This is a genomic window from Chitinophaga nivalis (genome assembly GCF_025989125.1).
GTDB lineage: Bacteria > Bacteroidota > Bacteroidia > Chitinophagales > Chitinophagaceae > Chitinophaga > Chitinophaga nivalis.
The window spans coordinates 52351-77440 of record NZ_JAPDNR010000001.1 but is presented as its reverse complement, the minus strand read 5'-3'; the positions used below and the strand labels follow the sequence as shown (position 1 = coordinate 77440).

The window sequence follows — 25090 nt, the reverse complement described above, 5'->3', positions numbered from 1 at the left end:
GGAGTATAAATTTCAGCGGCAACATTACCCGCGGCGGGATGGATATAAACCATCTTCCGCGGGTAATGTCTGTTGCTTATTTTAAATTCCTTATGCTACTTTCAGTTTGATCAGGGTAGACTGTTCCAGTTTGGCCTGGGCATATTCTTTGGTGAGCAGGAAAGCCGTTTCATTGGCAGAAGGCAGTTCATACATGGCATCACTCAGCACCACTTCGCAGATAGAACGGAGTCCACGTGCTCCCAGTTTGTATTCCATTGCTTTGTCCACAATGAATTCAATCGCATCATCTGCTACCTGCAGGTCAATATTTTCTACCTGGAAGAGTTTCTTATATTGTTTGATCAACGCATTTTTAGGCGTAGTCAGGATAGATTTCAGTGTTTCCCGGTCGAGGGAGTTGAGGTAGGTCACTACCGGCAAACGGCCCAGCAATTCCGGAATCAGCCCGAAGGATTTCAGGTCCTGGGAATTTACATAACGCAGGATCTGTTTTCTGTTTTCCTCTTCTTTCTCCTTGTTTACGGTGAAACCGATGGAGTGCGTCTGGATTCTTCTGCTGATAATTCTTTCTACACCGTCAAATGCACCACCGCAGATAAACAGGATGTTCTGGGTGTTCAGTTTGATCAGCTTTTGTTCCGGGTGTTTACGGCCGCCCTGTGGAGGTACCAGTACTTCTGTACCTTCCAGGAGCTTCAGCAATCCCTGTTGCACGCCTTCGCCGCTTACATCACGGGTGATGGAAGGGTTATCGCTTTTGCGGGCAATTTTATCAATTTCGTCGATGTATACGATACCCCGTTCAGCAGCTTCCACATCGTAGTTACATACCTGCAGCAGGCGGCTCAGGATACTTTCCACATCTTCTCCCACGTAACCGGCTTCGGTAAATACGGTAGCATCCACAATAGCAAATGGTACGTTCAATTGTTTGGCGATAGATTTGGCCAGTAAGGTTTTACCGGTACCGGTTTCGCCCACCATGATGATGTTGGATTTTTCAATTTCCACTTCATCATCACCTACCTGTTGATTCAGTCTTTTATAGTGATTGTATACAGCTACTGCCAGAATTTTTTTGGCATCATCCTGACCGATTACATAATCGTCCAGGAATTTCTTCATGTCTTTAGGTTTGGATACTTTGGGCGCGAAAGCAGGAGCGGCGGCAGCGGCAGCAGCTTTTTTCCCCGGAGCAAATAACTCCTGATCGATGATTTCCTGTGCGTTGGAAACGCAATTTTCACATATGTGTCCTTCTGCACCCGCGATCAGTATCTGCACTTCTTCTTTGGGGCGGTTACAAAAAGAGCAACGAATTTTAGATTCTTTCATTTCGGAACAGATTATTTTTCTACGAAACTATCATTGTCTGTAATCATATTACAGGGTTACAAATTTACACTAAAAAGCTGAAAGGACCCCTGTCAGCAGGATGTCATAAAGCGTTGAAGCGAAGACATCAGCGATATCTATGAAAAATCGCTAATATCTTCGCTTCAACAGCTTATGCTTTACTTGCAGATAGTTGCTTATTGTGGCGTATCCAGTTGTTTCTTAGGATTTTTCTGGAGGATGTCATCGATGATGCCATATTCCTTCGCTTCGTCAGCAGTCATCCAATAGTCACGATCAGAGTCTTTTTCCACTTTTTTCACGGGTTGACCGCAGTGGGAAGCAATGATTTCGTTCAGCTCTTTTTTCAGTTTCACAAACTCACGGGCAGTGATTTCGATGTCGGAAGTCTGACCTTCTGCACCGCCATGAGGTTGGTGAATCATGATACGGGCATGTTTCAGGGCAGTACGTTTGCCTTTGGCGCCGGCTACCAGCAATACAGCGCCGAAAGAGGCGGCCATACCGGTACAGATAGTGGCGATTTCAGGAGATACTACCTGCATGGTATCGTAGATACCCAGGCCAGCATATACACTACCGCCAGGGCTGTTGATGTACATCTGTACATCCCTGTTGCGGTCGGCAGATTCCAGGAATAACAACTGTGCAGTGATTACGTTGGCTACATAATCATTTACAGGTTCCCCCATAAAAATAATACGATCAGCCATCAGCCTGGAGAAAACGTCCATCTGTTGCATATTCAACTGGCGTTCTTCGAGGATGTATGGAGTCAGGCTATGGAGCTGGTGACTTTTAGCATAGCTATCTACTACCAGGCTGCTGATTCCACGATGCTGGATGGCATATTTTCTGAATTCGTTATTAATGTTCATGATGGTGATGTTTATGAGGTAAATTAACAAAATCTTCTGCTTTGATTTCCTCTTCTTTTATGGTCACCTTACTTTCAGCCCAGTCAAACAGCTTGGTAGTGATCATTTCACGGTAAGTCTGGTCTACAAATTTTTCATCCTGTAACAGGCGATCCAGGTAGCTGTCTAACCATTCAGCACCATCAGCAGCAGCGCCGCCATAATAGCCTAATACTTTTTGTTTGGCATTTTCTTTCAGTTCTTCGAAAGAAACTTCCAGTTTATTTTCTTTAACCAGTTTATCGCTGATCAGCGTCCAGCGCAGTTGGTGGTCGAAACTCGGGAATTCTTTTTCGGCTTCTTCAGCGGTTTTTGGTTTTTCACCGCCTACCTGCAGCCAGCGTTTGAGGAAATCTTTGGGGAGATCCATCGGCGTTTCATGTACCAGCACTTCAAACAGGTCGTTGTGCAGGTGGTTCCGGCTTTCAGAATCCCAGTATTTAGCGATTTCTTCTTTCAGTTTACCACGGAAAGCTTCTTCTGTGGTGATGTTATCCGCAGGATAAACTTCTTTGAAGAACTCTTCATTCAGTTCTCTTTTTTCAATCAGACCTACTTTAGTGATGGTCAGTTTGAAGTATTTCTGTGCTGCATCTTTATCGTTAGCTTCGAAGCCCAGATCTTTCAGGATCCAGCCCAGACGCTGCTCATCGAAAGAAGTAGCCAGCTGGAATACGATGCTGTCTTCGTTCTTTTTACCTTGCAGTTCTGCCTGGATAGCAGGGGTGAAGTATTTCACCAGCAGGGCATTTTCCTTGGTGATACCACCTTCCACGATGTTGCCGGCAGCATCGGATTCATTGAAAGTAACGTTGATGACGTTATCTTCTGAAGTGATGGTTTCCGGTTCAGTGGTTTTACCGCCTTTCAGTTGTAAACGCTGAATTTCATCGTTTACCATTTCATCGGTAACGTTTACTTTATATTTAGTAAGGGTGGTTTTATTGTTTTCCAGGGGAGTAACGCTGAAAGTTGGTTTTACACCTACTTCAAACTGGAATGCATATTCAGCAGGATTGTTGTGATCCAGGTCTTTCGCTTCTTTATCGAGCGACAGCGGCTGACCGAAGAGTTCCAGTTTCTCTGTCTGGATGTAGGTCATCAGTTCTTTTTCTACTGTTTTCAGTATTTCATCACCAAAAATAGCAGGACCGTGCATCTTCTTAACCATACCTGCAGGTACCATTCCTTTACGGAAGCCTGGTATGTTGGCATTTTTGCTGAACTGCTTTACTGCCTTGTCAAAATTAGGAAGGTAATCTTCCTGGCTCACTTTCACAGTGATCTTATCGTTCAATAAACCAATGTTTTCTCTGGTAACGGTTGCCATAATTGAATTGTATAAAAATGTTCTTTATGAAGCAATAATGATTCCTTGTTTGGTTTTTCTGCCATGAAGTCACAACGGCAAGAAGGAATGGCAGGAAAAGAATTTTTAAAAATCAGGTGAGCGTACGTCAGAATAGGGCTGTAGTGACAATGAAGGTGAGGAAGAGCGGTGCATTATCACGTTGCCATATTGACACATTGCCACATAATATAAAAAAAGTCCGGGTGGAGGGACTCGAACCCCCATGCCGTGAAGCACCAGATCCTAAGTCTGGCATGTCTACCAATTTCACCACACCCGGTAATAGTTGTTAAAAGAACTTGAAAAGTTGCACCCGCCTTCCGGCGTCGCGCGAAAATACATAAAAAAAAGCTGCCTTTCCTGCTCAAAAAGGATTGCAAAGGTATTATTTTTTGTGAATTAACAAAATCATTTATAAGATAAGTTATATTCCCGCACCACTTCCGGTAAAAAATACACATATCCAGTACAGGCCCGGTTTTGAGCACCGGCGGGAAATATTATGTCGTAACTGCTAAAAATAACCCGAACGTGCTTAAATTGGAGGTTGTTACTACTAAAAGACGATCAACCTACATGGCCAGAACCTTTTTTGACGAATTAAACCGGGAGAATCTGACCGGGGTAGCCTATAAGAATATTCACCTGAAGAAAGCCACCCTGGCTTATTTTGCCAATACCGGCAACGCTACGATAGCGGATATGTGTAAAGAGCTGAATCTGAGTACTCCCAAGGTAACGGCCCTATTGAACGACCTTATCCGCGACGGACTTGTAAAGGATTATGGTAAAATACAGTCTACCGGCGGCCGTAAACCTAACCTGTACGGCCTGGTACCCGATTCGGCCTTTTTCATAGGCGTAGACGTAAAACAGGATCACCTGAACCTGGGCCTGTCAGATCTGCATAAAAACCTGGTATCTACGGTAGAAGCTTTACCCTACGAGTTGGATAACACCCGGGAATCGCTGGATCAGCTCTGTAACCTGATCAACCAGTTTATTGTGGAACTCACCGTACCCAAATCCAAGATCCTGGGTATTGGCATCAATATCTCCGGCCGTATCAACTATAGCACCGGCTTCAACTACAGCGTATTTAATTTCGAAGGTAAACCCCTGAATAAATTAATAGAAGCCCAGGTAGGCATCCGGGTATTTGTGGAAAACGATTCCAGGGCCATGGCCTACGGCGAGTTTTGCTCGGATGTGGTCAACGGCGAAAAGAATGTATTGTTCCTGAATATGGATTATGGTATCGGGATGGGGGTAGTGATCAACGGGGAATTGTATTATGGTAAATCCGGCTACAGTGGAGAGTTTGGACATATTCCCCTGTTCGATAACGATATTATCTGTCATTGTGGAAAAAGAGGTTGCCTTGAAACAGAGGCTTCCGGATGGGCGCTGGTAAGGATGGCCCGGCAAAAACTGGCAGCTGGCGCTTCTTCCGTGATGGCCCGTATACATGCTTCTGCAGGAGAAATACAACTGCAGGACATTATCCAGGCTGCCAACCACGATGATATGCTGGCCATAGAACTCATTGCGCAGGTGGGGGAAAACCTGGGCCGGGGCGTGGCCTTGCTGATCAATATATTCAACCCGGAACTGGTGATACTGGGCGGCAGCCTGGCTGCTTCACAGGATCATATTCGCCTGCCGATCAAAAGTGCCATGAAAAAATATTCTCAAAGTCTGGTGAGCAACGATACACAGCTCAAAATGTCGAAACTGGGTGAACGGGCGGGTATTATAGGCGCCTGTTTGCTGGTAAGGAATAAAGTCCTCATCAATTAGTTTTGCCAACGTTATTATCCGCCTGATTAATTCCATCATCTAGCCCAAAAAATATTTTATGGCGCAAGCGAATGTTTACCTCATCTTTAATGGCAATTGCCGGGAGGCTATGCATTTTTACAAAGAAGCACTCGGAGGAGAATTAAATATCACGACCATGGGAGATTCTCCTATGAAAGACCAGGTACCTCCTGAAATACACCCTCAGGTAATGCATGCCATGCTGCAAAATGACAGCATAGTATTGCTCGCCTCTGATGGGGCTATGGGACAGCCGGTAACCCTGGGCAATGCCATTACACTGGCCTTGCAGGCTACTTCTGTGGAAGAAGCAGAACATTTTTTTACAGCGTTGTCGAAGGGAGGTACCACTACGATGCCAATGCAGGAAACATATTGGGCGTTGCGGTATGGTCAGCTGACAGACCGGTTTGGCGTGCAGTGGCTGATAAATCTCAGTAAATAACTGATGCAGCTATAAACATGACGGATGTGCATGTTATTATTCTTCGTGTATCCGTCATGTTTATATGCTTTGTCATTTATTTTTTCTTCCTGAAAAACGAAAATATGCCACCGCCTTTCAGGTCATTTTTCTTTTGCAAAGCCGGCTGGTAGCCCGGATCATTTTTAACGATTTCGTCAATCATCTTTTTACAGGCCGGTATATTCCCCATGCTTTCATAGGCCAGCGCCATATTGTAGCGGAATATGGATGCTTCCGCATCCCAGCTCCAGTTCATTTCCGTATACATATCCACACACTGTGTTCCGAAATGAATACACTGTTGATAGTCTTTCTCTCCCAGGCAGGCTTCTGCTAAAAAAGCATATACGCCCAGGCGGTTGTTGGCAGAGTTATCCGATTCATCACCTTCCGACATGATCTGCAGTGTTTGCTGCATATCTGCGATGGCAGCAGCGTAGCGACCCAGTTTCAGGGCAGCCTTGCCCCGGAAGTAGTAGATCTTCATCTGAGATACGACCGGTAATTTTTTGATACCGCCAATGGATATACGATTATTGACAGCCCCGATGCAATGTTCATATTGCGCATTATCGAAATACAGGTACATCAGGTTAAAATAGGCATCACTGTCGTCCGGTTTTTCTTCCAGGTGTTTTTCCAGTGCGCGGATGCGTTCCGATAAATCGTTTGCACTGCCGGTTTTAATAAATGCCCGGCCGGTTTTAATACGGTCTATATTGTAGATGATGGTTTCCTGATCGTAGGTCTCCAGTTCCTGCATATCTGTGGAAATCCAGGTATCATATTCTTCGAGTATTTTATTATACAGCTCCAGCGCTTCTTCATGACGATCCAGCAGGGTGAGGTCTTCGATGATCCGCTCATGAATGGATACATAATACATGAGGGGCAGGTAGCTGTAAAAATCTTCCAGGATAGCCTTCCGGTCGGTGATGGCTTCTGCTGCCTTGCCCAGGCTATGCCAGGCATCCGCCCTGGATTCCAGTTGTTCCCAGAAAGGCGACATGGCATAACCAATGGTATGTATCCGGGTAGCCTCTTCAAATTCGCCGAGTTCATACAGGGTAATGCCATAGTTGTTGCAACACATCGCAAAATGATGTGGATGCCCGGCCCAGGAATTACCGGTATTACTATGCCAATAGGCGGTATACAGGTCGAATGCTTTTTTGTACAGGAACTTTTTCAGTTGCAGCGATACCTCTTTTGCATGCGGGTCTTTTTCCAGCTGCAGGATTTCACTGTAGATGACGCCGGCAGAATACCAGTCGTATGGAATATCGTAGGTGGCATCCGGCCAGCTGGCCGGGAATTGTTCGTTTACCTTGTAACTGGCATAATACCACCGGGCTATGGAAGAGGGATAAGCCCTGATGGCCAGCGCTTTCTCATAGTAAGGAAGCGCTTCGCGGTAACTGCCTATGTTAAAGAAAGCAGTGGCGGTATAGTGGCAGAAATAAGCTTCTTCCGGGTATTGCGTCATAAAACGTTTTCCGGTGGAGATCTGTTCCAGCGTACCTTCATCCTCATCTTCCCCATAAAACTGTTGCCAGAAATCGGTGGTACCCCAGCAAAACTCTCTTGCCAGTGCAGCATGTTGTACACCTTCATCCAGTAATTCCTTTACTTTTTTGAGTAGGCGTAAGATGTCTTCGTCTTCATTTTCTCCGCTGCTGATCAGTACATGCAGGAGGTTGGCGGCAAAGTCGTAGTCGGCCATGTCCAGTGCAAAATATGCGGTAGACAGGGTCCGGTTGTTATATACGGTATATTGAAATGCCTGCTTGTAATGTGCCAGCGCGGCAGGTTTATCTTCGATATGATAATATACATCGCCAATACGGGTGTGACATTGAAACCGGGCTACATTGAGCTGTGGCAGGTCGTCGTCGTACAACGAGGTGTATATTTCCAGGCTGCGATGCATATCGGCCAGCGCCTTTTCTGTTTCATGCTGCAGCACGTATACCTGAAAACGGTATAACAGGGCTTTAGTCATGATTTCTTCATTACCATCTTCCAGTAAAACAGCACAATCACTGAGGGTTACCTCCAATTTATCTTCCATGATATTGGCGCCCATATAGGCCCGGTGTACCCTGGCCTGTACGTGAGCGGAGTCAAAAGACAAGGTATTGCTGAAAGCAGTATAGGCCCCTTCATAGGTTACCATGGCTTCTTCGCGGGTATCAGCTGCTTTGGCAATTTCCAGCCGGCAAAGTCCCAGCAGATGCCATGCCTGTGGAGAGGCTGGTGTTTCTTCCAGATATAGTTCCAGTTTGGCTGCAGCTTCCGTGTAGGCCTGTTCGTTATATAACCGTTCTGATTCGTCTAAATTCATATACAGCTGATTAGGACGTGCAATTTATTAATATTGGTGCAGGATGCTAAATAAATTATAGGATAGTGCCGGATACAGGGACAGCTGGTTGTTACAGACAGGATAACAAAGAATTTTAAACGCGTTTAGATCTGATTAACAGTTCTTGCCGATTTAATATTCATCTTTATCGTGAAAGTATGCATCAGGCATATGAGGGTTCAAATTAACATGTCTTAACAATGTTTAAACAGCTGGTCTCGCAAATCCTTGCGGGACCCCGTTTTTTAAAGGGGTTGCTGGTGCAGGATACCAGTCAGGATGTTGCTTAACTCTTTCAGACTGTTGGGTTTGGTAAGAAAATAAGCAGCGCCCAGCTCCTGTGTCTCCCGCCTGTCGGATTCGTGCGATGACGTACTGTAAATGATGATAGGAATATGTTTGAGGTGATCCATTTTCTGTATTTCCGCCAGGAATTGTTTGCCGTCCACACGGGGCATGTTGAGGTCCAGGAAGATAATATCAGGAATGAGGTTGCTTTCCAGTTTGGTTAATGCATCTTCTCCATTGATGGCTTCATTGTAAATAATGTCAGGTACCAGCTCTTTTAATATCTCGCCGAATATCATTCTATCATCTACATCATCGTCAATTAAAAGCACTGAGCTATATTTACAGCTATTACGCATAATCAATTTGAATAGACGCAAATTTATGATTTTGTTGTTATTTTCTTATCATTATAATTCAGCTTAACTTACTGCGTTTAAACAGGATAGTATTTAAATCCCGTAATGGTGCAGTATTGGCACAGATACTTTTAGCAAATTAAACAAGCTCAGGCGAATGAAAAATTTTTTTATGCAGCTTCCTTTACCCCGGAAGTTGTTGTTGATAGCCATTATACCACTTGTTTGTCTTATATGGTTCGGTATTCAGATTTTTAATAAACAGAATGAAGATATCCAAAGTATTGACAGGCTGTTGCAGCAGGTGGGTAATGCGACCACCATTATGCGTGTAGCAGATGAAATTCATATGGAACGCCGCTACAGCGTCAACTATGTACTACAGAATACCGGCACCAACGAGCTGCTGACACAACGGAGTAAAACAGATCTGTCTATTAATGCTGTGAAAGGTAAATTACTGGCGAATGACAGCCACTTTTTTCAGTACTCCCTCCTGAATACCCTGCCTAAAAAAAGAAAGGATATCGACACCAGAAGTATTCCGCAACGGGAAGTACTGGATTATTACTCCAACCTGATCTTTCGCCTGAACAACCTCGCCCGTACCAATACGCCGGATACTAAAAAACTGCACCTCCTGCGCCAGGATCTGGATGCCCAATACCTGCTGGCGCAGATGGCCGCCTATCAGGGTGTTATCCGCATGGATATTTATTATTTTATGCTGAAAAAGGAAGTGTGGCCGGAAGACTTTGCGCGTATAGAAGATAATAACGACATGTACAACTCGCTGCGTGCGGAGTTCCTGGATAAGGCTTCTGCCGGTACTGTGCAGGAGTTCAACAAAATGGAAGCCACTACCGAATTTACCATCACCCGGGATTTCGTCAGTGCTACTATCAGCGCCCGCAGAATTGATACGTTGTTCAATGCCGATGCCTGGTGGGATAACTCCTCCCGCGCCGTGGATCAGGTGAAGCAATTACAGCAGGGTATTATAGAAAGGGTCAGTAAGGACGCCCGATTAATTTATAAGGAAGAAAGTGACCTCAGAACGGAATACCTGATATTCCTGACACTGATTGTAATATTGGTAATGGTATTTGTGTTATTCACTATCAAGTCCATTGCCGACAGCCTGGAACTGTTGCGGGGAGCAGCCGTGCGTATTGCAAAAGGAGAGACGGGTGTGGCGCCGGAGATTTTTACGAAAGATGCGATCGGGAGCTTGGCCCGCTCTTTTGCCACCATCGACACCACCAGTCAGGAATTGGCCAATGCGGCCGACAGTATCGGTAAAGGAAACTTCAATATTGATGTAACCCCCCGTAGTACCAACGATGTACTGGGCAATGCCATCGTGCAAATGGCGGTAGATCTGAAAACCTTCCGTCGCAACAACGAGCAGAAAATATGGGTACAATCCGGATTGAACCGGATTACGGAAACCCTGTTGGGAGAAAAAGACCTGCATACCCTTAGTTATGATGCCCTGCGGGATATCGTACAATATGCCGGGGCACAAACAGGGGTACTGTATATCAAAGATGCCAGACTGCTGCACTTCGCGGCAGGATTTGCCCTCTCGGCCGAATATCCGGCGCCGCAGGTGATTGAAGAAGGAAAAACATTGCTGGGACAGGCCATGCTGGAAGGAGAGCCTTTATACCTGCGGGATGTTGCCGATCATTTTCTGCATATTGCCAGTGCTACCTCGGCCACACAGCCCGGTCATGTACTCATTATTCCATTGATACATGCCGACACCGGAGAAGGTGTGATGGAAATAGGATCATTATTTGCCTTTTCGGATCATATACTGGATTTTGTAAAACAGGCTGCTGCCAAAATTGCGATTGCCCTGCAAACCACCCGTAGCCGTGTTCGCCTGCAGGAACTGCTGGAAGAAACCCAGTCGCAGGCAGAAGAGCTGCAGGCACAGCATAGTGAGTTGGAAAGTCTCAACGTAGAACTGGAGGCACAAACACAGAAACTGCAGGTATCGGAGGAAGAGCTGAAGGTACAGCAGGAAGAACTGATGCAATCCAATACAGAGCTGGAAGAAAGAAGCCGGTTACTGGAAGAAAAAAATCAGATCATCATAGAGCGCAACCTGGATATTCATAAAAAGGCAGAAGAACTGGCTATCAGTACCAAATACAAATCAGAATTCCTGGCGAATATGTCGCATGAGTTGCGCACACCTTTGAATTCCATCCTGTTGTTATCCCGGTTGTTGTCTGAAAATCATGAACACAATCTGAGTAATGACCAGATCGAATATGCGCAGGTAATCAATAGCTCCGGTACCGGTTTGCTGACATTGATTGATGAAATCCTGGATCTGTCGAAAATAGAATCCGGCAAAATGGATCTCGAATTCAGCCTGGTAACTGTGCAAACGATCTTCTCCAATATGCAGTCGCTGTTTGAACCGATGGCCCGTGAAAAAGGACTCGCGCTGCAACAGCTGATCGGAGAAGGCGTAACGGCCAGTATTGAAACAGATCAGAACAGACTGGAACAAATATTGAAAAATCTGCTGTCCAATGCATTGAAGTTTACTGCTAAAGGAGCGGTAACGCTGGAAGCACAGCCCGGTGATACACCCGATACGATCCGGTTTACGGTAAAAGATACCGGCATCGGTATTCCGGAAGAAAAGCAACAGGTAATATTTGAAGCCTTCCAGCAGGCAGATGGTTCTACCCGCCGGAAATATGGGGGAACAGGCTTGGGCTTATCTATCAGCCGGGAGCTGGCGAAGCTCCTGGGTGGTCAGCTCTCTTTATATAGCAAAAGCAATGAGGGAAGCGCGTTTTCGCTCATCATTCCGATAACACCCAGGCCAATGCCGGTTACGGATGGTCTCTTCGACCTGCCACCGGCAGAAGTGCCCGATCCGGTAATATTGCCCGGTAATAATCACTATCTGGCTGCAGTTATACCGGAAGCGGTAGCTGATGACCGCGGTAATATCCAACCCGGCAATCCGGTGATCCTGATTGTAGAAGACGACCGGTATTTTGCGAAGGCATTGCTGGACTTTACCCACACCCGCGGTTACAAAGGGGTGGTATCGGTACGGGGTGATGAAGCGGCAGAACTGGCCCGCAGGTATAAGCCTATTGGTATCCTGCTGGATATACAGTTACCGGTGAAAGATGGCTGGCAGGTAATGGAAGAACTGAAAAGCGATCCGCTGACGAGACCTATTCCCGTGCATATCATGTCTTCCATGGAAGCGAAAAAAGAAAGTCTGCAGAAAGGCGCCGTGAATTTCATCAGTAAACCGGTGACTGCAGAAAGCATGCAGTTGATTTTTGAGAAGATGGAATTTGTATTGCAACGGTCTACCAAAAAAGTATTAATTCTGGAGGAAAACGCCAAGCATGCCAAGGCCCTGGCCTATTTCCTGGGTAACTATCAGGTGAGTGCAGAGATCAGCAATAATGTAGATGAAGGGGTAACGCTGCTGCAACAAAAGGATGTGGATTGCGTTATCCTGGATATGGGCATTCCCGATCAGCAGGCATATGAAGCACTGGAAAGGGTAAAAGAAATCAAAGGCCTGGAAAATCTTCCTATTATCATCTTCACGGGTAAAAGTCTTTCCATGACAGAAGAGCAACGCATTAAGCAGTATGCGGATTCTATTGTGGTAAAAACGGCGCATTCCTATCAGCGGATGCTGGATGAAGTATCGTTGTTTCTGCACCTGGTGGCAGAACAGAAAACAGCAGCTCAGAGTGGTAATAACAAGATGGCTATGCTGAATGAAGTGCTGAAGGACAAAACTGTATTGATTGCAGATGATGATGTGCGGAATATTTTTTCTCTGACGAAAGCATTGGAGAAACACCAGATGAAAGTATTGCCGGCTATTGATGGCAATGAAGCGTTGGAACAGTTAAAAGAACAAAAAGTAGATATCGTACTGATGGATATGATGATGCCTGAAATGGACGGTTATGGCGCCATAGCAGCTATCCGGAAGCAACCGCACCTGAAATACCTCCCGGTGATTGCCGTTACGGCCAAAGCAATGATGGGCGACCGGGAGAAATGTCTGGAAGCAGGAGCTTCGGATTATATTTCAAAACCAGTGGATATTGATCAGTTACTTTCCTTGCTACGGGTATGGTTATACGATAAAGGCATGAAATAATGACAGCACAGAAACAAGTATTGATTATAGATGATGACACCCGTAATATCTTTGCCCTGCGGGCGGTATTACGTTCCAGAAATATTACCTGTCTGGCAGCTACCTCGGCTGCAGAAGGCTTACAGATATTGAACAATGAGCACCAGATAGGCGTGGTGCTGATGGATATAATGATGCCTGATATGGACGGCTATGAGACCATTGCAGCATTGCGGGCCAATGAAAAAAACAGCACCCTGCCGGTCATTGCGGTTACTGCCAAAGCCATGGTAGGCGACCGGGAGAAATGCCTGGAAGCAGGGGCCGATAATTATATTTCCAAACCGATTGATGTAGATGAATTACTGATTCAGATACAGCAATATTTATCCAAGTAATGTGATCAGGAATCCTGTTAGTGAGCCGGAAGTGGCTTTGTTGTTAAATGATGTGCTGGAAAAATATGGATATGATTTTACAGATTATGCACACGCTTCCATAAACAGAAGAGTGAATCACCTGTTTTTGGCAGACCGGTTTCCGAGTTTTGCGGAATTCCGCTACCGGATTATTTCAGATGCGGATTACGCCTTACGCTTCGTGGAAGAAATAACTGTGAATGTAACCGAAATGTTCCGGGATCCGGGCTTTTACAATGCGTTGCGCACGCAGGTGTTACCAGTACTGGCCACCTATCCTTTTATCCGTATCTGGCATGCCGGCTGTTCCACAGGAGAAGAGGTATACTCCTTTGCTATTTTACTGCAGGAGGCTAACCTGTTGCATAAATCGGTGATCTATGCAACAGATATTAATACGCGGGTACTGGAGAAAGGGAGGAAGGGGATGTTCCCTATTTCCCAGATGCAGCAATACTCCCGGAATTATATGGAAGCCGGCGGAAAAGAAGATTTTTCTTCCTATTATACGGCCAATTATGATTATGCCAAATTCAGGGAAAACCTGGGCGAGAAAATTATTTTCTCTCCGCATAATCTCGTTACAGATGGTTCTTTTAATGAATTCCAATTGATCATCTGCCGAAATGTAATGATCTACTTTAATAAAACATTACAGGATAAAGTATTAAACCTGTTTTGCGACAGCCTGGAACAGTTGGGTTTCCTTGCCCTGGGAAGCAAGGAAACACTTAACTTCACCAGTGTGACCGATAAGTTCAAACAATTGGAGAACAGGGAGAAAATCTGGCGGAAGATGCACCGGTGATTAAATATATGTATCATGACTACTGCACCATATCTGGTTATATTGGGAGGTTCGGCCGGAGGGTTACAGGCCATTCTGACCATCCTGCCACAACTGGATGTAAAACTGCAGGCGGCTATCATTATTGTGTTGCATCGGCAAACACACTATGAATCAGTATTAACAGAACTCTTATCTGCCAAAACAATGTTACGGGTAAAAGAAGCGGAAGAAAAAGAAGTATTGTTGCCAGGTGTTATTTATATAGCGCCGGCAGACTATCATTTACTGATAGAAGCAGATCATTCCCTCTCGCTCGACTATTCCGAAAAGGTGAATTTCAGCCGTCCCAGCATTGATGTTACTTTTGAAGCTGCTGCTGCTGCCTATGGCTGTAAACTGGCGGCCATACTGCTTTCCGGCGCCAACTCAGATGGCGCCAATGGATTGGCGGCCGTATATGCAGCCGGCGGAATCACCGTGGTACAGGATCCTGAAAGCGCGGAAGTGGACTATATGCCCAGGCAGGCACTCCTGATGGCTCCTGTGGAAAAAGTATTGCTACCGGAAGAAGTACCGGTGTTTATCAACAGTTTTACCGGTGTCGATAACCGTTGCTGAATAAAATGCAGGAGGTTTGTTGCGCTACACCACCTACCTGCCAGTAAATGATTTCCTGAGAAATATATAGTGTATGATCTTAATTGTAGATGATAAACCGGAGAATATATTATCAATAAGAAAAACCCTGGAACTGTATAAGTTCGAAGTGGATGCTGCTGCTTCCGGGGAAGAGGCGCTGAAAAAAATATTAAAACATAGTTATACCCTCATCATACTGGATGTGCAGATGCCCAGTATGGACGGATTTGAAGTAGCAGAAGCTATTTCCGGTTACAGCAAAGCCCGGGATATTCCTATTATTTTTCTCTCTGCTGTCAATAAAGACAAACGTTTTATTGTAAAAGGCTATGATTCCGGTGGTATGGATTATCTCACGAAGCCTATCGATCCGGATATTCTGTTGATGAAGGTGAAAACATTTTCCCGGTTGTATCAGCAGTCGCAGGAGTTGAAACATATGCACCAGTCACTCAAGGAAGAAGTGGAAGTGCGTAAACTGGCCCAGGCTGCCCTCAGCGAAAAGGTAAATGAGCTGCGTACTACGCTGGAAGTACTGCCCCAGATTGCCTTTACCCTGACTGTGGAGGGGCGTATTGAATATGCCAACCGTAACTGGTTCAAATATGCCGATGATATTGAGCAGCTGCCGGAGACGTTGCCGATGGAGAAAAGTATGGAGGAGTATCTCCGTGAAACCATTATAGCCGGTGCGCCGTTGGAGAAAGAAGTATACCTGAAAGACAAACTCGATAATAACTACCGGTGCCACCTGTTGCGGGTGATTCCCGTACGGGAAGGTGCTGCCATTGTGAAATGGATTGGTACGTTCACAGATATTGCCCATCAGAAACAAGTAAGTGAAATACTGGAAAGAAAAGTGCGGGAAAGAACCGAAGAGCTGATTGATATTAATAAATCGCTGGAAGCCAGTAACCACGACCTGCAGCAGTTTGCCTCCGTCGCATCCCATGACCTGAAAGAACCGTTGCGCAAAATTCAGTTATTCGGGGCCATTCTGCGCGATCGTTTTCTGCAGATGGACCCAGGCGCCATGTCCTATATGGAACGGATTGTAAAGGCCTCTGAACGCATGGCAAAGCTGATCAACGACCTGCTGAGTTATTCCCGCCTGTCGGCAGTAAGCACCTATGAGGTTACAGACCTGAATACGATTGTACAGGAGATCCTGACGGATCTGGAGCTCACCATTTCAGAAAAGAAAGCAGTGATCAGGGTAGGGCACATCCCCTGTGTAGAAGCTGTACCTGGGCAAATCAGACAGGTATTTCAGAATATCATCAGTAATGCGTTGAAGTTTTCACATAACGAAATGGCGCCGGAAATCACCATTTCCGGGGAGCTGGTGAAAGAGAACAAAGCGGATAGCAGCAGCGATCCGGAAGGTACTTATTGCCGGATTACTTTCCGGGATAATGGCATCGGATTCAATGAAAAGTATCTTTCCAAAATATTCACCATTTTTCAGCGGCTGCATTCACCAGATCTCTATGAAGGAACGGGTATTGGTCTGGCTATTGCGAAGAAGGTGATTGATAAGCATCAGGGTATTATCAGTGCCAGTAGTACAGAAGGAGAGGGGGCCGTATTTGTAGTGGTATTGCCGGTATTGCAGGGGAAGGTAATGGTGTAGAGTAGGCCGGTAGTAAAGGCCATTAAAAGCGGAATAATCAGTTTGGATAACTTGTATAACGCTTTTATGAGACAGTGGATGTATGATGCTTTGTATTGACTGATAGTTTGACGGTTGTATAATAAGCAAACGAAAGCGTTAAACGCGCCATTATATCATGCAGCATGCTTGCTGTGTTTGCGTACCTGCGTATTAAAAATGTCAACCTGTTGCGGCCTGCTGTCATACGTATATCGGCGAATTAATTTAAAAAAAAAGCGCTGCAAACATCCGCTGATATTGGATTTCGGTAGAATAGGTTATTATCATACCAGTGAAATTATCTGGTTGTCTTTTTTTTGTGTTCGTGAAAATTGAATCTCTATCTTTGTGTTGATGGTATTAAGCAATACCACATGCTGTTAACTCAAAATAATCCGGATCAGTATTAACCCTGGAATTTATCCGGAAGCCCTTTTAAATCTTATATTATTTCCATTGACCACCAGCGATGATGCTTTTGCCAGGCATTACTATCAACCTGCATCTATCTTTTTATTACTCACTTAACCTTTTATGTATGAAGATCTCAAACCTTTTCCTTACCCTCGCTGTAATAGCAGCACTCATGATGAGCAGCTGCCGGAAAGATCTGGCAACAGATACCCATCCTCAGCAGCATGATCAGGCCATCAATACAAGTGTTAAAGATGGAGAGAAAACCATTACCCTCGGTGGCAGCTACGATAAAGCTGGTAGCCAGGAAGATGCGCATGTTAACAGCAACCCGGCCTGGGTGAATAGCAACTTTAGTAGTGTGGAAGATTTTCTCATCGCCACCTGGACCTATCAGGGTACACCTGGTACTATCCGTGAGTTCTTTAAATTCAATGGTCTTGCGTCTATTCCGGCGGGTACTACCATCATTTCTGCTACACTTACCTTAACCGGTGTAAGCACCAGCGTCGCTGCCCCGCAAGGTAATTCCTATTATCCCGGCTCTCCGTACAATTCCAGCGGCACCAACCCTGCCTGGTTGAAACGTGTAACAAGTGCATGGACAGAAAGCGCCATTACCTGGAATAACCAGCCGCCTACCACTACTACCAATGCAACCGCTATTCCTCCTTCTACCTCCCAATGGAATTACAGTGTAACCGTTAACGTTACTGCATTGGTACAGGACATCGTCAACAGCGGACAGAATAACGGTTTCAGTCTGCAGTTGCAAACAGAAGCTTACTATCGCAGCCTTATTTTCACAGGACATCGTAATGCAGATCCTAATAAGCGCCCGAAACTGGTGGTTACCTACCAGATATAGATGGTGTTGTTAACTATTGTTGTACGGGCCATGGGCCTGCTGTTGTCTGCAACTGCATGCCCGGGTAAAGTGTGGGAGCAAATTTTTAGTATCAATGTTCCGCGGCTGTAGGGAACGGATAACAGGAGAAAAACACCATAGCATTTGACCTATACGAAAAAACCCGCACTGTAAGTGCGGGTTTTTAAATTGGGTGGAGGATAACGGGCTCGAACCGTTCACCTCAAACATGCCATGCTTGCGCTCTACCAGATGAGCTAATCCCCCATATGTCTTTATCGTTTTCCCCTTGCGGGAGTGCAAAAATATATTTTTTCCCGGAAATTCAAACATTTTATAAAAAATCTTTGAAAATTCCTTCGATGGTTTCTCTCAGTTCCTTTAGCAGCAAGGGTTTCCTTAATAAACGTAATACCAGCGGATTGGCGTTGGTACGGGTAATATCGCTGTAATCAAGCGAAGAAGACACCATAATGATGTGGCATTGCGACTTGATTTTATAGGGATAGCTGTCAAAAGCCTGCAAAAATTCGAATCCGTCCATTTCCGGCATTTGTATGTCGAGCAAAATGACCGTAGGCGGAATTTTAGGCAGGGTAATATTAGACGATAAAAATTCCAGCGCCTTATTTGCGTTGGCAAATGAGAGCACGGTTCTGCTGATTTGTTGAAAGGTGATCAACTTTTCATGCAGCATTAAATCAATTTCGTTGTCATCTATCAATATGACACGTAGGTCAGGTATCGAATTCATTTCTGTTGGGGATACTGATTTCAAATTGGGTTCCTTCGCCGTACTTAGACTCTACGTTAATCGTACCGCCTATTTTACTGAGGGCTTCTTTTACAATGTACAGACCTATACCACTGCCAGGTTTGTTATTGTTCTTGGACCGGAAGAACATTTTGAAAATGTTGTTCAGGTGTTCGCTCAATATACCGATGCCATTATCCCGGATCCAGATGGTGGCTTTGTGTGGTTCTACCTTAACGCTTAAGTTAACCATCGGATTGCTTTCACCCGGTTTTTGGTATTTGACGGCATTGGAGATGAGATTGTTTAATATCACGCTGATGCGGAAGGTGTCTCCTCTGAAATCGATGGTCTGTTCAGTATGTGTCTCAAAACGGATCTCTGTATTCTGTGGTTTGAATGCAGTGATGCAGTCATTCAGCAGGTTGGCAAAATCTATTTTTTCATATTCCACATCCAGCCGGGAATTGCGGTAGTATTCAATGATCTTTTGTATAAACCCGTCCAGTTTGAGTACGCAGGATTCCACCATGTTGATATAACCATTGGGGTCTACAACTGAATTGTCTAACCGCGACAGGTTAATGATACCCAGTACAGACATCAGCGGCGACCGCAGGTCATGTGAGGTGGAGTAGATAAAGCGGTTCAGCTCATCGTTGGTTTTCTCCAGCTCTTCTATTTTTTCCTGTAGCTGTTTGCGGGTACGGTATATTTCATATGCGTTATTAATGGTTTTATGCAGCTCATTTTCATCCCAGGGTTTTTTGACATAGGAGTAAATATGGCCCTTGTTAATAGCATCAATAATATCATCCACATCTGTATAACCGGTCAGCAGAATACGCATGGGTTCCGGAAGGGTATCCTTTATTTCATGAAAGAATTCCACCCCGGTAGATACCGGCATTTTTTGATCCGCTATGATAATGTGCACATTGATCTCCTTTAACAGCACTTTACCCTCCTGTGCAGAAGTCGCCGTATAGATTTCATAACTTCTGCGAAAGCTTGCTTTAAACGCATTCAGGTTATGAATCTCATCATCAATATATAATATTTTTATGCGGTTTTCTTTCATCAAAAGAGCTTATGGTAAATTAGGATAAGTGTGTTGTGATATTGAAGGGTAAATATATAATAAATTCCGCTCCTTCTCCGGGCGCTGAATTCACGATGATCTTACCTTTATGTTTTTCTATAATACTGAATACAATAGATAATCCCAGCCCGGTGCCTTCTCCCACATCTTTGGTGGTGAAAAAAGGGTCAAATATTTTTTCCTTGACAGCCTGCGACATACCGATACCCGTGTCTTTGATGGTAATAACGATGTTATCGTTTTCCTGCCGGGTATGGATGGAAATGAACTCGTCGTGATGTGTTGGCTTGCTTATAATGGCATTCAGTGCATTGGAAAAGATGTTCATGAATACCTGGTTCATTTTCCCTGCATAACATTCTATTTTGGGGAGAGATGAATAATCCCGGACAATATTTACGTACGGAGGGATCGCGTTGCGTAATAGTACCAATGTAGAGTCCAGCCCTTCGTGTATATCGATGGATTTCACTTCACTTTCATCCAGGCGGCTGAACGTACGTAGCCCTTTCACAATTTCTGCCGTACGGGTGGCGCCGTCTTCGATGCCTTTGATAAGGGAGGAGATTTCTTCGTGTATATAATCGATATCAATTTCTTTTTTGAATGCTTCAATACCCGCCAGTGATTTAGGAATATCTGTGCTGGTAGCCAGTTCGTCGTAACGGTTCAGCAATTCGCTGAGATCCGCGATATCCATTTTCAGCGGCTTGATGTTGGAGGTAACGAAGTTGATCGGATTGTTGATTTCGTGCGCAATACCGGCGGTCAGCTGACCCAGGGATGCCATTTTTTCTTTTTCCACCAGTCGTGTTTGTGTGTCTTTCAGGTCGTTCAACGCATTGTTGAGTTCCAGGTTGGTGGCCTGGAGGTCTTCTGTACGGTCTTTTACTTTGCTTTCGAGGATGATATTCTGTTCTCTTACCAGTCTTTCATTCTCCAGGGAGATGGTCAGTGCCAGCTGCTGGGAATGTTCCTTTTCTGCCTTGAACACGTTTATTTTATGGGCCAGGGCAAAGGACAGCAGCAGTACTTCCAGGCCGGAGCCTATTTGCAGGGCATAGAAGGTGAAGTTGTTGTAAGGCAATACATTAAAATTGCGCAATACAAATACAAAGATGCTGACCAGGAATATCGACCATGCCACCAGGAAGAAGCGGGCAGCACTGACGCCTTTCAGGCTTACCCCGTAACCCACTACAAAGGCCAGTACTGCGGCCAGGAAAGCATCCAGCTGTACGAGAATCTGTGCATAGGTATACATATCCAGGAACGTCGGAATAAAACACAGGAGATACAGCCAGATCCCAATATTGATCAGCGTATGCCCCAGTGGGAAATTCTGTTTGGTATGCAGGAACTTTTGTATAAAGAACAAGGCCGTAAGTCCGTTGAATATGGGTACCAGTACTGTGGCGTGCATGGCCAGCCAGGGACTGTCCGGATAAAGAAAGCGGAACGAATAACCCTGGAGGGTAGCCTGCGTAAGTCCTACGCAGATAATATAACTCACATAAATCAGGTAGCTGTTATCCCGTGTGGATATATAGATGAAGAGATTATAAAAGGCCATGGCGAAGATAACGCCAATGTATATACCGAAAATAAGTTCCCGTCGGTTGTTTTTTTCAGAGATCAGCTCCGGTGCACTGAGGTAAACCGGCAGTTGCAGTTGTTCGCCTGCTTTTACCTTCATATAGTATTCCCGGGTGGTACCAGTAGGAATGTTCAGCTCAAACTGATAATTCTGGTGATCGTATCCCCGGTTTTTGTAAGACGTGAATTCACCCAGGCGTTTGCTTTGGGTGCTGCCATCCGGCAGTATTTCATAGAGGGTGATATCGTCTATGATAGGATATTCCACTTCCAGTATCAGGTGTTGCTGCTGAGAGTTATTGAAAACGGAAAACCGGGCCCATTGCGTATAAGGGGTGATTTGCAGGTTGGGTACATCCTGGCTGGATAGTTTAAAGGGTTGTTGTTTTACTGCCGCCAGCTCGAGGGTATTGGTCTTGTCTGTGTATAGTTCCAGGTTGCCACCGATTTGTAACAGGGTTTTGCCGCCATTATAGAGAATGGGTTGGGCCGTTACCGTTACAGTAAATAGAAGTGACAAGGCAAAGATTGACCATAATGCAATTATTCTGGACAACATCTCAACGAAATTATATTGTTTAAATGTATATGTTTTCTGGTAATTACCGGTAGCTTAATTGTTGGCAAAGATCGTATTACTTAAGCGTAGCAGAAGGGGTAAGGGTCGGAATTTTAAGATTATAATTTACCTCATAGGTACCTTTGGGACCCACTTCTACTTTTGTTTGTACCAGATTTTCACGTAAGTCGGCAATCAGTAATTTTTCTTTGGGATCAGCATGATCCAGGTTATAGCAATCATTGATAACCATGGCGGTAGCCAGGAAATCGTCTTTCGGATAAAAAAAAGTGCCTTTATTACCCAGTGATTCATCGATAACGAATCCAACGCGTTTGCCTACACGGGTAGTAATCGGCGCACACAACACATGAAAAATATCGATAGGTAGCTGGGCGGCCAGTACTACGCCTACGCGGGCCAGTACCTGACTACCGATACCCATTCCGGCAACCTCCTTTGAGTTCCACATGCCGCAGATCTCCGCGCTGCCATTTTTTACATAAGAGTATATTTTAGGATCATATTTGCCTATTGCTGTTTCAATGGGCAGTGGCAATAAGCCGTCTGCTATCTGTACACGCGCTCCCCCGTAAGTTTTGGTACGTGTTTCGTCCTCAACAATTATTACAATTGTATTTTCATGTTGCATCCAATCTGCACTACCGGATGTTACCTGGGCAATACCGAAGTATATCTCCAGCAACCTGAGGTGACCGTTGTAAAACCTCAGGCAAGCCTCAGGGTCAGCCGGTGCCCTAAATACCCTTACATTAATCATGACATTACGGAATAGCGCTTATAAAAGGCATAAGTCTGTTAAACAATCAACTGCTCAAAATCTATGTAATATCTGCCTGAACTCTTTAGCTGATCCAGTAATACCCGGCGACAGGTATCTCCAATAATAGCACCTCCCAGTACAACCGCAGATGCTAATTGGGGCCATGTGGTAATTGTTTTGCCGATTTCGCCCAGTGAAAATTTCATACGGGAAGAAACCTTATCTAATGCCAGCATAGGACTGAAAATGGGTAATTTTTCCGCATCTGTCAGACCTTTCAGGGTGGAAATATCTACTTCAGGAATCAATCCGTGGAGCAAAGGTCTGTCTGGTTCCAGGTCAAACCGCTCAATATCCAGCATACCCCGGTCGCTCATTTCCATCAATACCGGAATTTTTAACTCCTTTGCTTTGATTCTGCTCAGTATTTTTATATCTACGCTATCACACTCTTCAACAAACAGATCCAGTTTCCCGCCTTCCAGAAAAAAGTCTTCCAGATTATTTTCTGTCATGCCATCGGGGTAACATTTCACCCGGATGTAAGGGTCTATTTCTGCTATTTCACGTGCTGCAATGATTACTTTATTCGTTTGGATATTATGCACACCGCAGCGGATGCGGTTCATATTTGTTAGTTCCAGGTTATCAAAATCTGCCAGCCTGATTTCGCCACAGGTACGTTCCATAGCAATGGTCAGTGCCGCTGATTGTCCTACGGATAAACCTACGATACCTACTTTTTTGGTAGAGAGTAATGTTATTTCTGCTGCGGTAATTTTATGTTGATTCCTGCTGGTGCGTAATTCAATAAAATCTACCTCATTTACCAGGTGTACTACCCGGTCACTCCAGGGATAATATACCCATATCCCAAACTGTTCAAGTGGTGTGTTGCCTACATAGGCTTGTATTTTTGCGTCCGACTCTTCCTGGGTAAGCTTTTGTGTAGGATTCCTGATTTTCATCAACTCACGCAACTGCGAATATATATTATCGTTGATTCGTATGTAGGGCCGGGCTTCCAGCAAGGCCACAAGGGCCTGATGGTCTTTTTCCTGGCTCAGGTCATAAAAAACAGGCTGATAGTCATTGGATTCGTCTCTTTGTTGCCTGAGATGTGCTTGTATCATACTTTCCAGCTTTATCGAGGTAGTCTTAGTATATCGTTGGATTTGATTATATTACATATCAATTTGTATGTAATGTTGTTGTGAACTGTTATGCTTTGCTACAACAAAGTACCTGCATGAAATCATGAAATATAATCAGCATTTAATTTATCACGCTTAATTTATTACGTTGGCCATTGGCGGGTTAATAGACTATTGTCTTTTATTGCCTGTAGAGCCCGGGATAAATAAGTTTGGCAATTATAAATCAATCACAATTATAGCGTGTATAATTCACATGAAAATAAGGTAAAATAGCAATTTAATAGAAAAGAAAGTAAAAGTTTGCCTTTATTTTGATATTAAATTAGTGCTTCTCTAAATTTTTCCCCGTTTCCCTGATGCTTTATCTACCACGTTGTTAAATCAGACTGGTGTAATATTTGTTGCTTTTTTCCCCGTTTACGTCGATCTTTATAACTCCTCTTTAGTATATAAAAAAAATTTAAATATGAATAAAAGAGAATTTCTCAGACTCACCAGCCTTGCCGGTGCGGCTGTTTTAAGCGCTCCCTTAAGCAGCCTGGCTACTACTGGTTTCAGCCCGAAACCATTCCTGGCAGATCCTAAAGCTCCCTTTGTATTGCCGGCACTGCCTTATGCATTTGATGCCCTTGAACCCAATATCGACAGGCAAACCATGGAAATCCATCATGATAAGCATCACGCGGCATATGTGAAAAACCTGAATGATGCCGTGAATGGTACCACCTTTGCCAGCCTTACACTGGAGCAAATACTGCGTAGAATAACCTACAAAGATAATGCTATCCGCAATAACGGCGGTGGACATTATAACCATTCGCTCTTCTGGACCTTGCTTTCTCCCAATAAAACCAATCCGTCTGATAAACTGAAAGGGCTTATCAGCAAGGCTTTTGGATCATGGGAACAATTCCAGCAGCAATTTAATGATGCGGCAAAAACACAGTTCGGATCCGGATGGGCCTGGTTGATTGTAACGCCCGGTAAAAAACTGGCCGTTATCAATACGCCTAATCAGGATAATCCGCTGATGCAAAATATTGTGAAACAAAGAGGTACGCCGATACTGGCGCTGGATGTGTGGGAACACGCTTACTATCTGAAGTACCAGAATAAACGGCCGGATTATATCAACGCTTTCTGGAACGTGATTAACTGGGATGAAGTAGAAAAAAGATATAACGCTGCCATCGTATAAGATGGTCTTACATGATAACTGCATGATGCCACAGGTATAGGCGGAAACCCACCACCTGCGGCATCATGCATTTTTTTTGA

Annotated in this window: 19 protein-coding genes and 2 tRNA genes; 9 read left to right on the top strand and 12 right to left on the bottom strand. The window is 44.7% G+C overall.

Annotated features, from left to right (window positions below):
* Positions 1 to 90: 90 nt before the first annotated feature.
* The 4 genes from clpX to OL444_RS00325 form a co-directional block, all read right to left on the bottom strand.
* Positions 91 to 1338, bottom strand: a complete 1248-nt coding sequence (clpX, locus tag OL444_RS00340) for an ATP-dependent Clp protease ATP-binding subunit ClpX (protein WP_264735244.1) — start codon at positions 1336 to 1338, stop codon at positions 91 to 93.
* A 197-nt stretch (positions 1339 to 1535) separates the two neighbouring features.
* Complete coding sequence (locus tag OL444_RS00335) at positions 1536 to 2237, bottom strand: ATP-dependent Clp protease proteolytic subunit (protein ID WP_264735245.1); 702 nt, start codon at positions 2235 to 2237, stop codon at positions 1536 to 1538.
* The gene (gene tig, locus OL444_RS00330; RefSeq protein WP_264735247.1) at positions 2227 to 3606 is read right to left on the bottom strand and encodes a trigger factor; all 1380 of its coding nucleotides are present in this window, start codon (positions 3604 to 3606) and stop codon (positions 2227 to 2229) included. Before tig ends, OL444_RS00335 begins: the two co-directional genes overlap by 11 nt.
* Positions 3607 to 3825: 219 nt before the next feature.
* A tRNA-Leu gene (locus OL444_RS00325) sits at positions 3826 to 3907 on the bottom strand.
* Positions 3908 to 4203: 296 nt separating this feature from the next.
* On the opposite strand from OL444_RS00325, the gene OL444_RS00320 reads away from it, so the two are divergent.
* Both OL444_RS00320 and OL444_RS00315 read left to right on the top strand, forming a co-directional pair.
* Positions 4204 to 5427 carry an ROK family protein gene (locus tag OL444_RS00320; protein ID WP_264735248.1) on the top strand — a complete coding sequence of 408 codons (1224 nt, stop codon included), beginning with the start codon at positions 4204 to 4206 and terminating at the stop codon, positions 5425 to 5427.
* A gap of 58 nt (positions 5428 to 5485) precedes the next feature.
* Positions 5486 to 5893 (top strand): VOC family protein, encoded by a 408-nt coding sequence (locus OL444_RS00315; RefSeq protein WP_264735249.1) that lies wholly within the window; start codon positions 5486 to 5488, stop codon positions 5891 to 5893.
* 76 nt (positions 5894 to 5969) lie between these two features.
* Here OL444_RS00315 and OL444_RS00310 read toward each other — a convergent pair whose 3' ends face one another.
* Both OL444_RS00310 and OL444_RS00305 read right to left on the bottom strand, forming a co-directional pair.
* On the bottom strand, positions 5970 to 8258 hold the full coding sequence (locus OL444_RS00310; protein ID WP_264735250.1) for a tetratricopeptide repeat protein: 2289 nt from the start codon (positions 8256 to 8258) through the stop codon (positions 5970 to 5972).
* A gap of 266 nt (positions 8259 to 8524) precedes the next feature.
* On the bottom strand, positions 8525 to 8899 hold the full coding sequence (locus OL444_RS00305) for a response regulator (protein ID WP_264735251.1): 375 nt from the start codon (positions 8897 to 8899) through the stop codon (positions 8525 to 8527).
* A 199-nt stretch (positions 8900 to 9098) separates the two neighbouring features.
* Here OL444_RS00305 and OL444_RS00300 point away from each other — a divergent pair, with 199 nt between their 5' ends.
* The 6 genes from OL444_RS00300 (at position 9099) to OL444_RS00275 (ending at position 17860) form a co-directional block, all read left to right on the top strand.
* Positions 9099 to 13097 (top strand): response regulator, encoded by a 3999-nt coding sequence (locus tag OL444_RS00300; protein WP_264735252.1) that lies wholly within the window; start codon positions 9099 to 9101, stop codon positions 13095 to 13097.
* Positions 13097 to 13474 (top strand): response regulator, encoded by a 378-nt coding sequence (locus OL444_RS00295; RefSeq protein ID WP_264735253.1) that lies wholly within the window; start codon positions 13097 to 13099, stop codon positions 13472 to 13474. The genes OL444_RS00300 and OL444_RS00295 overlap by 1 nt, the downstream gene beginning before the upstream one ends.
* A 1-nt stretch (position 13475) precedes the next feature.
* Positions 13476 to 14303 carry a CheR family methyltransferase gene (locus OL444_RS00290; RefSeq protein WP_264735254.1) on the top strand — a complete coding sequence of 276 codons (828 nt, stop codon included), beginning with the start codon at positions 13476 to 13478 and terminating at the stop codon, positions 14301 to 14303.
* Positions 14304 to 14318: 15 nt separating this feature from the next.
* Complete coding sequence (locus tag OL444_RS00285) at positions 14319 to 14903, top strand: chemotaxis protein CheB (RefSeq protein WP_264735255.1); 585 nt, start codon at positions 14319 to 14321, stop codon at positions 14901 to 14903.
* A gap of 73 nt (positions 14904 to 14976) precedes the next feature.
* Positions 14977 to 16557, top strand: a complete 1581-nt coding sequence (locus OL444_RS00280) for a hybrid sensor histidine kinase/response regulator (RefSeq protein ID WP_264751995.1) — start codon at positions 14977 to 14979, stop codon at positions 16555 to 16557.
* Positions 16558 to 17116: 559 nt separating this feature from the next.
* Positions 17117 to 17860 (top strand): DNRLRE domain-containing protein, encoded by a 744-nt coding sequence (locus OL444_RS00275; RefSeq protein WP_264751994.1) that lies wholly within the window; start codon positions 17117 to 17119, stop codon positions 17858 to 17860.
* A gap of 194 nt (positions 17861 to 18054) precedes the next feature.
* Here the strand turns inward: OL444_RS00275 and OL444_RS00270 are convergent.
* The 6 genes from OL444_RS00270 to OL444_RS00245 all read right to left on the bottom strand — a co-directional run bounded on the left by OL444_RS00270 (position 18055) and on the right by OL444_RS00245 (position 23788).
* Positions 18055 to 18127 (bottom strand) — tRNA-Ala (locus tag OL444_RS00270).
* Positions 18128 to 18194: 67 nt separating this feature from the next.
* Positions 18195 to 18614, bottom strand: coding sequence for a response regulator (locus OL444_RS00265; protein WP_264751993.1), 420 nt, complete (start codon positions 18612 to 18614; stop codon positions 18195 to 18197).
* Positions 18598 to 19695 (bottom strand): ATP-binding response regulator, encoded by a 1098-nt coding sequence (locus OL444_RS00260; RefSeq protein ID WP_264751992.1) that lies wholly within the window; start codon positions 19693 to 19695, stop codon positions 18598 to 18600. Before OL444_RS00260 ends, OL444_RS00265 begins: the two co-directional genes overlap by 17 nt.
* A 19-nt stretch (positions 19696 to 19714) precedes the next feature.
* On the bottom strand, positions 19715 to 21832 hold the full coding sequence (locus tag OL444_RS00255) for a sensor histidine kinase (protein ID WP_264735257.1): 2118 nt from the start codon (positions 21830 to 21832) through the stop codon (positions 19715 to 19717).
* Between the two features lie 115 nt (positions 21833 to 21947).
* Positions 21948 to 22577, bottom strand: a complete 630-nt coding sequence (locus OL444_RS00250; protein ID WP_264735258.1) for a hypothetical protein — start codon at positions 22575 to 22577, stop codon at positions 21948 to 21950.
* Between the two features lie 113 nt (positions 22578 to 22690).
* On the bottom strand, positions 22691 to 23788 hold the full coding sequence (locus OL444_RS00245; RefSeq protein ID WP_264735259.1) for a ThiF family adenylyltransferase: 1098 nt from the start codon (positions 23786 to 23788) through the stop codon (positions 22691 to 22693).
* Positions 23789 to 24278: 490 nt separating this feature from the next.
* Here OL444_RS00245 and OL444_RS00240 point away from each other — a divergent pair, with 490 nt between their 5' ends.
* The gene (locus OL444_RS00240) at positions 24279 to 25010 is read left to right on the top strand and encodes a superoxide dismutase (protein WP_264735260.1); all 732 of its coding nucleotides are present in this window, start codon (positions 24279 to 24281) and stop codon (positions 25008 to 25010) included.
* The last annotated feature ends 80 nt before the right edge of the window (positions 25011 to 25090 follow it).

Excerpts from the sequence above, each read along its gene's own strand:
- OL444_RS00285 (WP_264735255.1), top strand. The coding sequence starts at position 14,319 with ATGACTACTGCACCATATCTGGTTATATTGGGAGGTTCGGCCGGAGGG.
- OL444_RS00310 (WP_264735250.1), bottom strand. The coding sequence starts at position 8,258 with ATGAATTTAGACGAATCAGAACGGTTATATAACGAACAGGCCTACACG.
- OL444_RS00260 (WP_264751992.1), bottom strand. The coding sequence starts at position 19,695 with ATGAAAGAAAACCGCATAAAAATATTATATATTGATGATGAGATTCAT.
- OL444_RS00320 (WP_264735248.1), top strand. The coding sequence starts at position 4,204 with ATGGCCAGAACCTTTTTTGACGAATTAAACCGGGAGAATCTGACCGGG.
- OL444_RS00240 (WP_264735260.1), top strand. The coding sequence starts at position 24,279 with ATGAATAAAAGAGAATTTCTCAGACTCACCAGCCTTGCCGGTGCGGCT.
- OL444_RS00315 (WP_264735249.1), top strand. The coding sequence starts at position 5,486 with ATGGCGCAAGCGAATGTTTACCTCATCTTTAATGGCAATTGCCGGGAG.
- tig (WP_264735247.1), bottom strand. The coding sequence starts at position 3,606 with ATGGCAACCGTTACCAGAGAAAACATTGGTTTATTGAACGATAAGATC.
- OL444_RS00280 (WP_264751995.1), top strand. The coding sequence starts at position 14,977 with ATGATCTTAATTGTAGATGATAAACCGGAGAATATATTATCAATAAGA.
- OL444_RS00335 (WP_264735245.1), bottom strand. The coding sequence starts at position 2,237 with ATGAACATTAATAACGAATTCAGAAAATATGCCATCCAGCATCGTGGA.
- OL444_RS00275 (WP_264751994.1), top strand. The coding sequence starts at position 17,117 with ATGAAGATCTCAAACCTTTTCCTTACCCTCGCTGTAATAGCAGCACTC.
- OL444_RS00265 (WP_264751993.1), bottom strand. The coding sequence starts at position 18,614 with ATGAATTCGATACCTGACCTACGTGTCATATTGATAGATGACAACGAA.
- OL444_RS00295 (WP_264735253.1), top strand. The coding sequence starts at position 13,097 with ATGACAGCACAGAAACAAGTATTGATTATAGATGATGACACCCGTAAT.
- OL444_RS00245 (WP_264735259.1), bottom strand. The coding sequence starts at position 23,788 with ATGATACAAGCACATCTCAGGCAACAAAGAGACGAATCCAATGACTAT.
- OL444_RS00300 (WP_264735252.1), top strand. The coding sequence starts at position 9,099 with ATGCAGCTTCCTTTACCCCGGAAGTTGTTGTTGATAGCCATTATACCA.
- clpX (WP_264735244.1), bottom strand. The coding sequence starts at position 1,338 with ATGAAAGAATCTAAAATTCGTTGCTCTTTTTGTAACCGCCCCAAAGAA.